Origin of the sequence: Chelatococcus composti, assembly GCF_014201415.1 — a bacterium.
In the GTDB taxonomy this organism is placed as follows: Bacteria; Pseudomonadota; Alphaproteobacteria; order Rhizobiales; family Beijerinckiaceae; genus Chelatococcus_A; species Chelatococcus_A composti.
Map to the genome: position 1 here is coordinate 1 of NZ_JACHEH010000006.1, position 15,206 is coordinate 15,206.

A 15,206-nucleotide genomic window follows, 5' to 3' on the forward strand; every position below is an offset into this window, starting at 1 on the left:
CCCTCTCAGGATACCCCCAGAAGACAGGCCGCAAAAATACCGCCGCCTACGCTTCTCTTCCTCTCTCAACAATGTCAAAGAGCAACGGCAACCGAAGTTGCCCGCGAACCAGCATGGGCTCGCACTATATCAGCGACAGAGGAACCTGCGGCACCCAGCGGTTGCTCAGCGCCCGGTTCATGTCTCAGGTCTTGGAGGACCTTGTGCCTCTTTGTCAAGCGGCGTTGGAAGCCGTTCAACCGGAGAGGCGAGTGACGCATCGGCCGGCGGCTCATCGCTGCGGCCCGCGTCGTGTGTGGCGGTTTATGCTCAAATCGCCCGGAAAGGTCAAGCGGCTTCTTGCGCCATTTTCCACAGAAGCCGCCGATCCCTTGCCTCGCCTCGGTTTGACGCGTGGAAAACTCCCTTTCCAGCCCGCCCCCTTGCCAAATTTCCCGAGCGACTCGCCTCGCCGGCCGGATTCGCGCTTGCCGGGCCCTCTCCTATTCCGCCGGATGCGCCGCGGCCGCGGCCGGCACCGCTTCCTCGCCGGCGTGCTGGCGCTTGCCGATGAGGCTGTAGACCGTCGGCACGACGAAAAGCGTCAGGATGGTGCCGAGCGTCATGCCCCCCACGATGACCCAGCCGATCTGCTGGCGGCTCTCTGCACCCGCCCCCTGGGCGAAGGCGAGCGGCACGGCACCGAGCACCATCGCCCCGGTCGTCATGAGGATGGGCCTCAGGCGCAGCGCGGCGGCCTCGATCACCGCCTCGAGCCGGTCGCGGCCCGCCTCCTGCTGCTGGTGCGCGAACTCGACGATGAGGATGCCGTGCTTGGTGATGAGCCCGACGAGCGTCACGAGGCCGATCTGCGAGAACACGTTGAGCGTGCCGCCTGTGTAGTAGAGCGCCGCGAGCGCGCCCGTCATGGACAGCGGCACCGTCAGCAGGATGATGACGGGATCGCGGAAGCTCTCGAACTGTGCCGCGAGCACCAGATAGATGAAGGCGAGCGCCAGCACGAAGACGAGCGCGAGTGACTGGCTAGAGGCGCGGAACTCGCGGCTCTGGCCGGTCAGGTCCGTCTGCACCTGGTTGGGCAGCACCTCCTTGGCCGCCTGCTCGAGGAAGGCGATGCCGTCACCCATGGTGTAGCCGGGCGCAAGGTTGGCCGAGATGGTGACGGAACGCAGCTGGTTGAAGCGCTTCAACTCCTTCGGCGCCACCGATTCGTAGACCTTCACCACGTTGGAGAGCTGGATCATCTCGCCGTTCGGCGCGCGCAGGAAGATGGTCGACAGCGTCTCCGGCGAGGCGCGGTCCTCCGCGGCCAGCTGCACGTAGACATCGTACTGCTCGCCATCGAGCTCGAATCGCGTCACCTGCCGCCCGCCGAGCAGCGTCTCGAGCGTGCGGCCGACGACAGCAATGTCGAGCCCGAGGTCGGCCACCTTCGCCCGGTCGAGCTCGATGCGGAACTCGGGCTTGTTGAGCTTGAGGTCCGTGTCGACGTTGACGAGACCGGGCCAGGTCTCGATCCGCTCCATCAGCTTGTCGACGTAGCTCTGCAGCTCCTCGTAGGTGCCGGAGGTCTGCACGACGAACTCGATGGGGCGGGAGGAGCCGCGCTGCCCGAGGGACGCGGGGTTGATGGCGAAAGCGTTGACGCCGGCGATGCGCCGCAGCTTCGGCTGCAGGTCAGCGACGATGTCCTGCTGCTTGATGCTGCGCTCGTCCCAGTCGGCGAGGCGGCCGAAGGCCATGAAGTCGGTCACCTCCGGGAAGCCGACGATGCTCAGCGTGGAGCGGACGCCGGGATACTGCGACACCAGCTTCTCGACCTCCTTCGCGTAGCGTGTCGTATAGGCGAGTGTCGCGCCCTCCGGGCCGCTGCCGCGCAGCATCACCGCTCCGCGATCCTCCACGGGCGAGAGCTCGGAGCGCAGCTGGGTGAAGTAGAAGGCGCTCATGCCGGCCACGCCGGCAGCCAGCAGCACCACGAGCCAGCGCACCTTCAGCGAGGCGACGAGGGCCCGGCGGTAGCCGCGCTCGAGCGCCGACAGGAGCCCCTCCAGCGTGGAGAAGATGACGCCGGGGTTCGGATTGTGCTTGAGCAGGCGCGAGCACATCATCGGCGTCAGCGTCAGGGCTACGAAGCCTGACACGAGCACCGAGCCGGCGAGCGTCAGGGCGAATTCGAGGAAGAGCCGCCCCGTGCGGCCGGGCGAGAAGGCGACCGGCGCATAGACCGCGGCGAGGGTCAGCGTCATCGCCACCACGGCGAAGGCAATCTCGCGCGAGCCCTTGATGGCGGCGGCGATGGGCGTCATGCCCTCCTCGATGTGCCGGTAGATGTTCTCCAGCACCACGATGGCATCGTCCACCACGAGGCCGATGGCGAGCACCATGGCGAGCAGGGTGAGCGTGTTCACGCTGAACCCCATCGCATACATCAGCGTGAAGGTGGCGATGAGCGAGATGGGGATGGTGACGATCGGGATGATCGACGCCCGCAGCGAACGCAGGAAGAAGAGGATCACGAGCACGACGAGGACGATGGCCTCGCCAATGGTGTGATAGACGGCCTTGATCGAGCGGTCGATGAAGACGGCGTTGTCGTTGGCGATCTCGGCCGTCACGCCGGGCGGCAGCGATTCGTTGATCACCGGCAGCACCGCGCGCACCGCGTTGGAGACGTCGAGCGGATTGGCGACAGCCTGCTTGACGATGCCGACCGTGATCGTCGGGTTGCCGTTGTAGCGGCCGTCGCGCCTGAGATCCGCGGCGCCGAGCTCGACGCGCGCCACCTCTCCCATCTTCACCTGGTAGCCGTCCGCGCGCTTGACCACGATGTCACGGAACTGCTCCTCTGTGGTCAGCCCCGTGCGCGACAACACCGTGAACTCGCGCATCTGGCTCTCGATGCGGCCCGACGGCAGCTCCACGTTCTGGCTGCGCAGGGCGTTCTCGACATCCTGGACCGTCAGGTTGTAGGCGGCGAGCCTCTCCCGGTCGATCCAGATGCGCATGGCATAGCGACGCTCGCCGAAGATGGTGACGTCGGCAACGCCGTTGAGGTTCTTGAACCGGTCGACGACATAGCGGTTGACGTAGTCCGTCAGCTCCAGCGCATCCATCCCCTCGGCGATGAAGGAGATGTAGATGATCGGCTGGGCGTCCGCCTCAACCTTGGCGATGGTCGGCTCGTCGATCTCGTCCGGCAGGCGGCGGCGCACGCGGCTCACGCGGTCGCGCACATCGCTGGCGGCGACGTCGATGTCGACGTCCGGGCGAAAACGCACGGTGATGCGGCTCGACTCGGCGCGGCTCGTCGATTCGAGGATGTCGATGCCGGCGATGCCGGCGATCGAGCCCTCGAGCACCTGCGTCACCTGGCTCTCGATGATGGTCGCCGACGCGCCAGGATAGCTTGTGGTCACGGAGACCACAGGCTCGTCCACGTTGGGATATTCGCGCACCGTCAGCCGGTCGTAGGAGACGATGCCGACGAGGATGAGGATGAGGCTGAGGACGGTGGCGAAGACGGGACGGCGGATGCAGATCTCCGGCAGGCGCATCTCGATTCCCTTCCGCTCAGCCCTGGGCGGCGGTCGAGGCCACCACCTCGACGTTGGCGCCGTCGCGCAGCCTCTGCTGGCCGGCCGTGACGACCACTGCCCCCGGTTCAATGCCCTCGGTGACCTCGACGAGGCCGCTGTAGCGGTTGCCGAGCGTCACGCGCGTCTCCACCGCCTTGCCGTCCTCGACGCGGAAGACGAAGATGTCCTTCCCGCGCGGCACGATGGCCTCCTCGGGAACGGTCACCACCTGCCGCTCCTTGCTGCCCTTGATGACGATGCGGGCGAAGAGCCCCGGCCTGAGCACGAGGTCTGGGTTGGGCACCCGGGCACGCACGCTGAGCGCGCGTCCGTTGACGTCCACCAGCGGGTCAATGGCCTCGATGACGCCGGCGAAGGTGCGGCCGGGGAAGGCGTCGACGGTCACCTCGACGGCCTGCCCCACCGAGATGTCGGCGAGATGGATCTCCGGCACCTTGAAGTCGACGTTGAGGGTGTCGATCTTCTCGAGGTTCACGAGCGGCTGGCCGGTCGTGACATAGGCGCCGACTGAGACGGTGCGGATGCCGACGATGCCGGAGAAGGGAGCGCGAATCGTCAGCTTGTCGAAACGGGCCTTGATGAGCGCCACGGCAGCGCGCGCCATGGCGAGGTTGGCCACCGCCTCGTCGTTGGCGCGCTGGGTGGTATTGCCGGAACGCGCGAGGGTGCTGGTGCGCTCGTAGTTGGCGAGGGCGAGGTCGAGCTTGGCCTGCGCATCGTCCATCTCGGCCTGGGTCAGGCTGCCGTCCAGCTTGAAGAGGATGTCCCCCTCGTTGACCGCCTGGCCGTCGCTGAAGGCGATCGACGAGATGCGGCCGGCGATCTCCGACGCGATCTTGACCGATTCGTCCGAGGCGAGACTGCCGATGGAGCGGATGTCGACCGTCGAGACGGCCGGCTTGGCCACCGCGGTCTCGACAGCGAAGGCCGGTGCGCCGCGCGGCGTCGCCCCACTCTGGCCCTGGGCCGAGGCGTTCGACTGGAGCGTCGTCCACAGGCCGTCAAGCCTGCCCCCGTTGAGCAGGTAGGCCCCGGCCCCGGCGGCCGCGAGCAATGCAATGGCAACTACGACCGATTTGCGCATACCGTCCTCTAACTTCGCCGGCCCATCGCCGATGGAGCACAACGAGCTTGTCCCGGCATGTCGCAAACGCGTCCGGACGGCTCCGTCCAGCGGCCCGATGCGGCCGAGCCCTTCGAATTCGAGATTGTATGTTAGCTATGTGGCGGCTTACGGAAAGCGCCAAATTAAATCTTTGTCATCAAAGAACCGGCATGGGCGGCGCATCTTGCAGGCAATCGCTCAAAGAGCGGACAGGAGATGCCCGCCGTCGACGGGGATGACCGCCCCCGTCATGTAGGCCGAGGCGGACGACAGGAGCAGCAGCAGCACAGCATCGAGATCCTGCATGCGGCCGAAGCGCCGTTGCGGAATACGCCTGACGAGCGCCGCCCCGGCCTCACTCGCCAGGAAGTCGCGGTTGAGATCCGTCTCAATGTAGCCCGGCGCCAGCGCATTGACACGGATGCCGTGACGCGCCCATTCGAGTGCCATCTGCCTGGTGAGCTGGATCAGCCCCGCCTTCGACGTGGCATAGGAGCCGACCTGGCCGCCCTGGCGCAGGCCGAGGATGGACGCGACGTTGACGATCGCCCCGTCACCGCCCGCGGCGATCATCACCCGGGCCACCTCGCAGGCGACATGCCGCGCACCGGTGAGATTCGTGTCGATGGTCTCCGCCCACGCTTCCGGTGTTTCCTCAAGCAGTGGCTGCGTGCGGGCGATGCCCGCATTGTTGACGAGCCCGTCGATGGCGCCGAAGCGCGCGAGCACCTGCGCAATGCCCTCGCGGACGCGGGCAATGTCCCGCACGTCCATCGCCACGGGCTCGGCCTCGCCGCCGGCCATGCGGATCTCCTCGACGAGCGGCTCGAGCAGCGTGAGCCGCCGGGCGGCGACGGCAATATGAACGCCGTGGCCGGCGAGCACGCGGGCGAAGTGACGCCCGAGGCCGGACGATGCGCCCGTGACGAGCACAACCTTTCCGGCAAGGTCCGCGAAGGGGTTCGGCGCTTGCAGGCCACGCTCGTCCGGCATCCTCCCACCTGTCTGCTACCGACCCGTACCGACCCGGCAACGGGCCCCTCGGAGCTCCATGCGAGCACGCCTGCCCGGCCCGCGCAAGGCGGGCGGGACACGCGCCGCCCGCGCTGCCACATTCGCGTCGTACACAACGGGGAATGCGTGACCGGGCCCACGGAATTGTCGCAAGGCCCCGTTTGGCGCTACCGTCCGACATGGCCTGTGGCCGTTTCGCGTCGCGGAGAGTGAGACAGCATGCGCAACCCCGCCAGCCTCATCGACCGCATGCGCCTTGAGCTGCCGGAGATGAACCGGGCCGACCGGGCGGTGGCGGATGTCATCCTGCACGACATCGATGCGGCCACGCGGCTCAGCACCAAGGAGCTCGCCGGCAAGGCCGAGGTCAGCGAGCCGACGGTCATCCGCTTTGCGCGGCGGATGGGCTGCAAGGGCTTCACCGACTTCAAGATTCGCCTGGCCCAGGACTATGCCATCGGACGCATGTACCTCGTCGCCGAGCGCTCGGCGCCAGCCGAGACGGGGCGCGAGGTGGCCGAGCACGTCTACGAGGCCACGGCCCAGGCGCTCGCCAGCGCCTTCGCGCAGCGTGATCCGGCCGCGCTCGAGGCGGCCGTCGACGTGCTGAACAAGGCCCGCCGCATCTTCTGCTTCGGCGTCGGCGGCAGCTCGGCCAACGTCGCGCAGGAGGCCGAGAACCGGCTGTTCCGCCTCGATCTTGCCGCCTCGGCCACCGCCGACCCCTACAAGCAGCGCATCATCGCGGCGACGTCCAGCCCGGACGACGCTTTCCTCATCTTCTCGGTCACCGGCAAGCCGCGCTCACTCGTCGACGCGGCGGAGATCGCCCGCGGCATTGGCGCCGCTGTCGTGTCCGTGACGGCTCCCGGAACACCGCTCGCCGAGCGATCGACGGTGGTGGTCCCCCTCATCGCCTTCGACGAGGAGAAGTTCTTCTACATGCCGAATCGCGGCCGCTACGGGCAGCTGTTCGTGCTCGACTGCCTGGCGACGCTGATCGGCGCCCGGCGCATGAAGAGTGTGGCCAAGAAGCTCTGGCGCGCCCGTATGACACTCGTCGACCTGCACGGCTCGACCGAGAGCCAGCCCGTCGGCGACTGATTTCAGCGGCGTTGCGCTGGCCGACTGCAGCCGGCGCACGGCAGGTTTTTCACGCAGCAACGGCATAAGAGGCGGCGGACAGGCAGGCCCGGAAGGCTTTGCCAGCGCGCCTTTTCGCTACGGCCGGAAATGCAGCGGCGCCCGGTGAGACCATCGCACTCCAATCGAGTAATTAAATTACATACCCCTCCATCGCGCCCCAACCGGCAGGAGCCCGGGAATCTTGGGCCGCGCATGCCGCAATACGCCATAAATGCTTTGTATTCTCGCCATTTCGAGCATCCTGCACGCCGTCGTGCAATGCCGGCGCACGGCCACCCCGGACTTCGGGGGCCGATTGACACGGTGGTAATAAAACTACATAGTGCGCCAATTCCAATTCCAACCTGGCGAATGCGAAGCATGCAGCGCTCCGACAAGACCATTGTTTCCTTCCGTTTCGACGAAGTCATCGTCCCGGCCCATCCGGGCGTGATCAATTCGGAGAGCCTCGCAAAGCCGCTTCACATGCTGCCTGTCGGTGGCAAGGCGGCATGGAGCACGCAGTTCGACGAGCTGCCGAAGCTCATCGTGCGCATGACGCTTGCCGACGGCACCGTCGGCCTCGGCGAGTTCTACCGCGACCACGAATGGCCGCGCATCGAGGCGATCTGCGCCAACCTGCTGGGCACCTCCATCCTCGATTACCCGCTGCAGGACCTGCCGCTTCCGCTTTGCCGGGAATACGACGGCTTCGAATGCGCCATCTGGGACGCCTACGCGAAGTCTCTCGGCGTGCCGATGCATGCGCTGCTTGGCGGCGCCATCCGCGACCGCGTGCCCGTCAGCGCCTGGTCGAGCCACCGCACGCAGGAGGAGGTCGGCCCCTGGGTGCGCCGCTACTGGGAGCAGGGCTACAAGGTCATCAAGTTCAAATGCGACCTCGAGGATGACGTCGCCGGCTGGTGCGCCCGCATCAAGGAGCACGCGCCGGGCATGAAGGTCATCTTCGACCCCAACCAGCGCTGGGAGAACGCCGGCAACGCGCGGCGCATCATCCGCGAGCTGGAGCCCATCGGCAACGTGCTTTTGCTGGAGGATCCGCTGCCGCGCTGGATGCTGCTTGACTTCGCAGAACTGCGCCGCTTCTCCTCGATCCCGATCGTGCTGCACGTCTCCCTGCCGTATGTCTACCAGGGCCAGCGGCCGCACGATGCCATCAACGCCATCGCGCACAACGCCGTCGACGGCTTCAACTTCAACGGTGGCTTCGCCAAGTTCCAGGCGCTCGACCACATCGCCTCGACAGCCGGCCTCTACTGCTGGCACGGCTCGGAGGTGGACCTCGGCATCCTCGAGGCCATGTACGTGCACCAGTCGGCGGCGGCGAAGAGCTGCATCTGGCCGAGCGACATCTTCGGCCGCATGATCCGCACGCATGACCTCCTCGAGAAGCCGCTCGCCTTCGAGCCGCCCTTCGTGCGCATTCCGGACGATGGGCCGGGTCTCGGCGTGAAGCTGGACGAGGAGGCGATCGCGCGCTTCCGCACCGCCCAGCGCACCATCTCCTGAGGTCGCCGATGCGCTGGGAAAAACTCACCACGAACGAGATCGCCGCGCTCGACCGGTCGATCCCCGTCGTCCTCAACATCGCCGCCGTCGAGCAGCACGGGCCGCACCTGCCGCTCGACACGGACGTCGAGATCGGCGGCCACTTCCTCGCCCGGCTCGACGAGGCGCTGGGCGACCGGGTGCTGATCCTGCCGCAGGTCAAGGTGTGCTGCTCCGAGCACCATATGGACTTTCTTGGCACGCTCACCGTTCGCCACGAAACCTTCCTCGCCTATGTGGGTGACATCCTGGAAAGCGTCGTGCGGCACGGTTTCCGCAACCTCGTGCTGTTCAACAGCCACGGGGGCAACCAGGCCATCGGCCAGGTGCTGCTCGAGAGCTTCGGCGCGCGCCACCGCGACTGCCGCATCGCCATGCTGACATGGTGGCGGCTCGCCGCCCCCGAGCTCGAGAAGATCCGCGAGAGCGACTTTGCCGGCATCAACCATGCCTGCGAGTTTGAAACCTCGCTGATGCTCCATGCTGCACCCGACAGCGTGCGTCGCGCGCTGGTCAGCGGCATGAGCTATGTCCCCACACACGACTGGGCCCAGGCCGACATGATCCGCGCCAGCCGCGGGGCCATGTTCCGCTCCATGCACGAGATGTCGGGCGGTACGGGTGTCGTGGGCGACCCGTCGAAGGCAAGCGCAGAAAAAGGAGAGAGGATCACCGCGGCCGTGGTGAGCCAGCTCGCCCACGTCGTCTCGACGCTTGGCCGGGCGCGCTGAAGAAAAAGTTTCCACCGGCAACCAACAGAGGGGTGTGCCACATGTTCAGAAAGCTGGTCCTGGCGGGGCTCGCAGCGACGAGCCTCTCCTTCGCTACGGCGCTCCCGGGCCTGGCCCAGGAGCGCGGCGGTATCATCAACGTCGCGATGATCGGGGAACTCAACTCGCTCGATCCGACCGTGGCGACGGGTGACCTTCTCGGCACGGTGACGCAGCACTTCTTCGAAACGCTGTTCACCTTCGACAAGGATTGGAACGTCACGCCCCTGCTGGCCGAGAAGCTGCCGGAGGTCTCGGCCGACGGACGCGTCTACACCATCACCCTGCGCAAGGGCGTCAAGTTCCACGACGGCAGCGAGATGACGGCCAAGGACGTCGTCGCCTCCCTGCACCGCTGGTTCGAGCTCGCCTCGCGCGGCAAGCTGGTGCAGCCGAACCTCGCCGGACTTGAGGCGGTCGACGACTACACCGTCCGCCTCAGCCTGAAGGAGCCGTTCGCGCCCCTCACCGCGCTGCTCGCCTTCAACAATTCCGCCGCCGTCATCATGCCCGCCGGCAAGATGGACAACCCGCTCAAGGAGTACATCGGCACCGGCCCCTACATGCTCAAGGAGCGCAAGGCCGACCAGTACATCCAGCTCGTGCGCTTCGACGGCTACAAGCCGCGCGAGGGCGAGCCGAACGGCTTCGGCGGCGCGCGCAAGCAGTATCTGGACGAAATCCGCTTCGTGCCCGTGCCGGACGCGAACACGCGCGTCGAGGGCGCCATCGCCGGCCAGTATGACTATGCCGACCTTCTGCCCGTCGAGGCCTACGACCGCCTCAACGGCCAGGAGAAGACCGAGCCGATCCTGCTCAAGTCGTTCGGCTGGCCCATGTTCATCATGAACAACAAGCAGGGCCTGATGACCAAGCTGGAGATGCGCAAGGCCGTGCAGGCCGCGCTCAACGCCGAGGACATGCTGGCCGCTGCCTTTGGCAAGCCGGAGTTCTACACTGTCGACGGCGCGCTCTACCCGCAGGGCTATCCGTGGCGCACGGACGCCGGCACCGAGGCCTACAACCAGGGCAACCCGGAGAAGGCCAAGGAGCTCGCCAAGGCGGCCGGCTACGACGGCAAGCAGCCGATCCGCATCCTCACCAGCCGCCAGTACGAGTTCCACTACAAGATGGCGCAGGTGGCGGCGGAATACCTGAAGGCGGCGGGCCTCGCCGTCGAGCTGCAGGTGGTCGACTGGGCGACGCTGGTGCAGCGCCGTGCCGACCCGGCCCTGTGGGACATCTTCATCACCCACAGCCCCTTCCTGCCCGATCCGGCGCTCATCGCCCCGCTGCCGTCGACCTACCCGGGCTGGTGGGACAACCCGCAGAAGGAGAAGCTGCTTGTCGCCCTCAACGCCGAGCTCGACCAGAAGAAGCGCGAGGCACTCTTTGCCGATCTGCAGAAGCTGCTCTACGAGCAGGCCCCGCTCTACAAGGTGGGTGACTTCAGCGCCCTCTCGGCCAAGTCGCCGAAGCTGAAGGGCTATGACGCCTCGCCTTGGCCGTATTTCTGGAACGCCTATCTCGAAAAGTAAGACGGGGCGCCGGCCCACGCGCCGGCGCGCCGCCCTCCCCCATCGCCGGGGAGGGCACCGGGCGGGTGACGCCCGCGGATGAAAGGCCATAATCTTGCCGGCCCGCGGGGCCTGCCACTCAATCAGGCCCCGCCCCTCCCGGCAGCGAGTGGAGCGATGACCCGCTACATCCTGCAGCGTCTACTCGGCATGCTCGCCGTGATGTTCACGGTGGTGACGATCGTCTTCATCATCGTCCGCATCGCCCCGGGCGACCCGGCGGCGGTCATGCTTGGACCAGACGCGACGCCGGCCGACATCGCGGCGCTGCGTGCCCGCCTGGGGCTCGATCGGCCGCTTGCGGTGCAATACCTCTTCTTCCTCGGCCAGCTCGCCCGGGGCGACCTCGGCCAGTCGATCTTCCTCGACATGCCTGTGACCCAGGCGCTCGCCGAGCGGGCCGAGCCCACCTTCTTCCTGACCCTCTTCTCGATTCTCATCGCAAGCGCCATCGCGCTGCCGGTCGGCATCCTGTCGGCCTACAAGCGCGGCACACTGTTCGACCAGGCGGTAACGACCTTTGCCATGTTCGCGGCGAGCATTCCGAGCTTCTGGCTCGGTCTCGTTCTCATCCAGGTCTTCGCGGTGCGTCTCGGCTGGTTCCCTGTGGCAGGCTACGGTGGGCCCGACGCGCCCTTCCTCACGCGCCTGTCGCATCTCGTGCTGCCGGCGGTGGCGCTCGGCATCGTGTCCTCGGCGCTGATCACGCGCTTCACGCGCGCCTCGATGCTCGACGTGCTCAACGACGACTATGTGCGCACGGCCCGCTCCAAGGGCATGGGCGAGTTCCGCGTCGTCATGAAGCACGCTTTCAAGAACGCGCTCATCCCCGTGCTGACGGTGATCGGCCTCACCGCCGCCCTTCTCGTGTCGGGCGCGGTGGTGACGGAAACGGTGTTCAGCCTGCCGGGCATCGGCAACCTGGTCGTCTCGGCCGTTCTGAGGCGCGACTATCCCGTCATCCAGGGCGCGCTCCTCGTCATCGCGGCGATCTACGTGCTGATCAATTTCGGCATCGACATGCTCTACATCCTCATCGATCCGCGGGTGCGCTACTGATGGCTGCTGTCAGCATCACGCCCGCGCCGCGCATCACGACGCTCATCCTACAGCGCAAGACGCTGGCCATCGGCCTCGCCGTCATCCTCGCCATCGCGCTGCTCGCCCTGTTCGCGCCGCTGATCGCGCCCTACGCACCGAACAAGCTGTCCATCGTCAACCGGCTCAAGCCGCCGAGCGCCACCTGGCTCTTTGGCACCGACGAGTTCGGCCGCGACATCTTCAGCCGCACGATCTACGCCGGCCGCCTGTCGCTGACGGTGGGCGCGGCGGCGACGGCCCTCGCGGGAGTCATCGGCATCACACTCGGCATCGTCGCCGGCTTCTTCCGCCGGGCAGACACGGTGATCGCGCGCATCGTCGATGCCATGATGGCCTTTCCCGACATCCTGCTCGCGATCGCGCTCGTGGCTGCGCTCGGCCCCTCGCTGGCCACCGTCATCGTGGCGCTCGGCATCGTCTATGCGCCGCGTCTTGCGCGCATCGTGCGCGCCTCGACGCTGGTGATCCGGGAACTGCCCTATGTGGAGGCGGCGCGCGCGCTCGGCGTGCCGACGTGGCGCATCATGACGCGCCACGTGCTGCGCAACCTCGTCTCTCCCATCCTCGTGCAGGCCACCTTCATCTTCGCCTACGCCATGCTGGCCGAGGCCAGTCTCTCCTTCCTCGGCGTCGGCGTGAGCCCGGAGATCCCGACCTGGGGCACGATGATCGCCGCCGGGCGCCAGTACGTCGGCCAGGCCGACTGGATGACGATCTTCCCCGGCGTCGCCATCATCCTGTCCGTCCTGTCGCTGCAGCTCGTCGGCGACGGACTGCGCGACCTCCTCGACCCGCGACTCAGGAAGGACCTCTGAGCGATGGCCGCCGTCCTGTCCGCCCCCTCCCCCTCCCCACTCGCCGAGACGCTGCCCGAGGATGTGGTCCTGCGTGCCGACGACCTGCACACCCACTTCATCGTCGGCGAACGGGCGGCCAAGTCCGTCGACGGCGTGACGCTGACGGTGCGCCGCGGCCAGACGCTCGCCGTCGTTGGTGAATCGGGCTCCGGCAAGTCGGTGACGAGCCTGTCGATCATGCGGCTCCTCGCCTACCCCGGACGCATCGTCTCCGGCAGGATCCTCTACCGCCTGCGCGACGGCACGGTCGTCGATCTCGCGAGCCTGCCTGAGAAGCGCATGCGCGCCATCCGCGGCAAGGAGATCGCCATGATCTTCCAGGAGCCGATGACGAGCCTCAACCCGCTCTTCACCGTCGGCGACCAGATCATGGAGATGATCCGCCTGCACGAGCCGGTCTCCCGGCAGGAGGCGCGCCAGCGCGCCAGGCGGATGCTCGAACTCGTCGAGATCCCGGCTGCCGAGAAGCGGCTCGACCAGTATCCGCACGAGATGTCGGGCGGCATGCGCCAGCGCGTCATGATCGCGCTCGCGCTGTCCTGTAACCCGGCCCTTCTCATCGCCGACGAGCCGACCACCGCGCTTGATGTCACGATCCAGGCGCAGATCCTCGACCTGATGCGGCGTCTGCAGCGCGACATCGGCATGAGCATCCTGTTCATCACCCACAATCTCGGTGTCGTCGCCGAGATCGCCCACGAGGTGGCGGTGATGTATGCTGGCCGCGTCGTAGAACAGGCGCCGGTCGGGGCGCTCTTCGCACGCCCGCGCCATCCCTATACCAAGGGCCTGCTCGCCTGCATTCCCAACCCCGAACGCGACCGGACGGCGGACGGGAAACGGCTGATGCTGAAGCCCATTCCAGGCAACGTGCCGAGCGTGCTCGCCCTGCCGCCCGGCTGCACCTATGCGCCGCGCTGCCCGCTGGCTGAACCGCGCTGCGAACGCGAGGCGCCGGGCCTTGTGCCGGCCGGCCCCGGCCACCTCTCCCGCTGCTTCAGGCACGAGCTGCTGTGACCGACATGAGCCAGACCCAATCTCCGGCAGCGGGCGATGACGTGCTGCTGTCCGTCCGCAACCTCTCGAAGCACTTCCCTACGGCGAACGGCGTGGTGAAGGCCGTCGAGGACGTCTCCTTCGACGTGCGCCGCGGCCACATCGTCGGCATCGTCGGCGAATCGGGTTCGGGCAAGACCACGGCCGGGCGCTGCATCCTGCGGCTCGTCGAGCCGTCGGAGGGCGAGGCCATCTTCGACGGCGTCGACCTGTTCAAGCTGTCGCAGAAGGCGTTGCGCGCCTACCGCCGGCGCATGCAGATCATCTTTCAGGACCCCTACTCGAGCCTCAACCCGCGCATGCGCGTGGGCGACATCATCGGCGAGGCCATCGACACGCATCGCCTCGCCAAGGGCGCAGCGCGGCAGGCGCGCATTGCTGAACTGCTGACGCGCGTCGGCCTCAGCCCCGAGCATGCGCGCCGCTATCCGCACGAGTTCTCCGGCGGCCAGCGCCAGCGCATCGGCATCGCCCGGGCGCTCGCCGTCGAACCCGAGCTGATCGTGGCCGACGAGCCGGTGTCGGCCCTCGACGTGTCGGTGCAGGCGCAGGTGCTCAACCTGGTGCAGGAGCTGCAGAAAGAGCTGGGCCTCACCATGCTCTTCATCTCGCACGACCTCACCGTCGTCGAATACCTGTGCGACGACATCGTCGTGCTCTATCTTGGCCGCGTCATGGAGCAGGGGCCCGCGCGGGAGGTCTATGCCAATCCGCGCCACCCCTACACACGGGCACTGCTGTCGACGGCGCCGATTCCGGACCCGACGGTCCGGCGCGAGCGCGTCATCCTGCAGGGCGACATTCCGAGCCCGCTCGATCCGCCGTCCGGCTGCGTCTTCCGCACCCGCTGTCCCTTCGCCATCGACGCCTGCGCCACGACGGTGCCACCGCGCGAGACCGTCTCGCCCGGCCACACCGTCGCCTGCATCCGCCAGGCGGAACTCGCTTCCCTCGATATCCGGAAGGTCTCGGCATGACCCCCTACCAGCGCCTCGCCGATCTCGGCCTCACCCTGCCGCCCGCACCGAAGCCCGTCGCCACCTACGTGCCCTGCGTGCAGGAGGGCAACCTGCTCTTTCTCTCCGGCCAGGGGCCGCGCGAGGCGGACGGCCGCTTGCGCACCGGCAAGGTCGGCGCCGAGGTCGGCGTCGAGCGGGCCTATGACGATGCGCGGCTGACGGGCCTCAACCTTCTTGCGGTGATGCACGAGGCGCTCGGCGACCTCGGGCGGGTGCGGCGCGTGGTGAAGCTGCTCGGCATGGTCAACGCCGTGCCGGAGTTCGGCGAGCATCCGAAAGTGATCAACGGCTGCTCGGACCTGTTCGTTGCCGTGTTTGGCGACGCCGGGTGCCATGCGCGCTCGGCCGTGGGCTTCGGCTCCCTGCCCGACAACATTACGGTCGAGATCGAGGCCATCGTGGCGGTGGACTGAG

At 67.3% G+C, this 15,206-nt stretch carries 12 protein-coding genes; 9 read left to right on the forward strand and 3 right to left on the reverse strand.

Annotated features, from left to right (window positions below):
• Positions 1-482: 482 nt before the first annotated feature.
• The 3 genes from HNQ73_RS13250 to HNQ73_RS13260 form a co-directional block, all read right to left on the reverse strand.
• Positions 483-3,557, reverse strand: coding sequence for an efflux RND transporter permease subunit (locus tag HNQ73_RS13250; RefSeq protein ID WP_183335367.1), 3,075 nt, complete (start codon positions 3,555-3,557; stop codon positions 483-485).
• 16 nt (positions 3,558-3,573) lie between these two features.
• Positions 3,574-4,683, reverse strand: a complete 1,110-nt coding sequence (locus tag HNQ73_RS13255; protein ID WP_183335368.1) for an efflux RND transporter periplasmic adaptor subunit — start codon at positions 4,681-4,683, stop codon at positions 3,574-3,576.
• A gap of 219 nt (positions 4,684-4,902) precedes the next feature.
• A complete protein-coding gene (locus HNQ73_RS13260) occupies positions 4,903-5,697 on the reverse strand; it encodes an SDR family NAD(P)-dependent oxidoreductase (protein WP_183335369.1) in 795 nt (264 codons plus the stop codon).
• A 240-nt stretch (positions 5,698-5,937) separates the two neighbouring features.
• Between HNQ73_RS13260 and HNQ73_RS13265 the strand changes: the two genes are divergently transcribed.
• From HNQ73_RS13265 to HNQ73_RS13305, 9 genes are all read left to right on the forward strand, one after another.
• On the forward strand, positions 5,938-6,822 hold the full coding sequence (locus HNQ73_RS13265) for a MurR/RpiR family transcriptional regulator (protein WP_183335370.1): 885 nt from the start codon (positions 5,938-5,940) through the stop codon (positions 6,820-6,822).
• A gap of 402 nt (positions 6,823-7,224) precedes the next feature.
• A complete protein-coding gene (locus HNQ73_RS13270) occupies positions 7,225-8,373 on the forward strand; it encodes a mandelate racemase/muconate lactonizing enzyme family protein (RefSeq protein ID WP_183335371.1) in 1,149 nt (382 codons plus the stop codon).
• An 8-nt stretch (positions 8,374-8,381) separates the two neighbouring features.
• A complete protein-coding gene (locus tag HNQ73_RS13275) occupies positions 8,382-9,143 on the forward strand; it encodes a creatininase family protein (RefSeq protein WP_183335372.1) in 762 nt (253 codons plus the stop codon).
• Positions 9,144-9,184: 41 nt separating this feature from the next.
• Positions 9,185-10,720, forward strand: a complete 1,536-nt coding sequence (locus HNQ73_RS13280) for an ABC transporter substrate-binding protein (protein WP_183335373.1) — start codon at positions 9,185-9,187, stop codon at positions 10,718-10,720.
• A 156-nt stretch (positions 10,721-10,876) separates the two neighbouring features.
• Positions 10,877-11,818, forward strand: a complete 942-nt coding sequence (locus HNQ73_RS13285) for an ABC transporter permease (protein WP_183335374.1) — start codon at positions 10,877-10,879, stop codon at positions 11,816-11,818.
• Positions 11,818-12,675 carry an ABC transporter permease gene (locus HNQ73_RS13290; protein WP_183335375.1) on the forward strand — a complete coding sequence of 286 codons (858 nt, stop codon included), beginning with the start codon at positions 11,818-11,820 and terminating at the stop codon, positions 12,673-12,675. The genes HNQ73_RS13285 and HNQ73_RS13290 overlap by 1 nt, the downstream gene beginning before the upstream one ends.
• Positions 12,676-12,678: 3 nt before the next feature.
• Entirely contained in the window at positions 12,679-13,734 is a 1,056-nt protein-coding gene (locus HNQ73_RS13295) for an ABC transporter ATP-binding protein (RefSeq protein WP_183335376.1), read from the forward strand.
• A gap of 5 nt (positions 13,735-13,739) precedes the next feature.
• Entirely contained in the window at positions 13,740-14,750 is a 1,011-nt protein-coding gene (locus HNQ73_RS13300) for an ABC transporter ATP-binding protein (RefSeq protein ID WP_183335377.1), read from the forward strand.
• Positions 14,747-15,205 (forward strand): RidA family protein, encoded by a 459-nt coding sequence (locus tag HNQ73_RS13305; protein WP_183335378.1) that lies wholly within the window; start codon positions 14,747-14,749, stop codon positions 15,203-15,205. Before HNQ73_RS13300 ends, HNQ73_RS13305 begins: the two co-directional genes overlap by 4 nt.
• The last annotated feature ends 1 nt before the right edge of the window (position 15,206 follow it).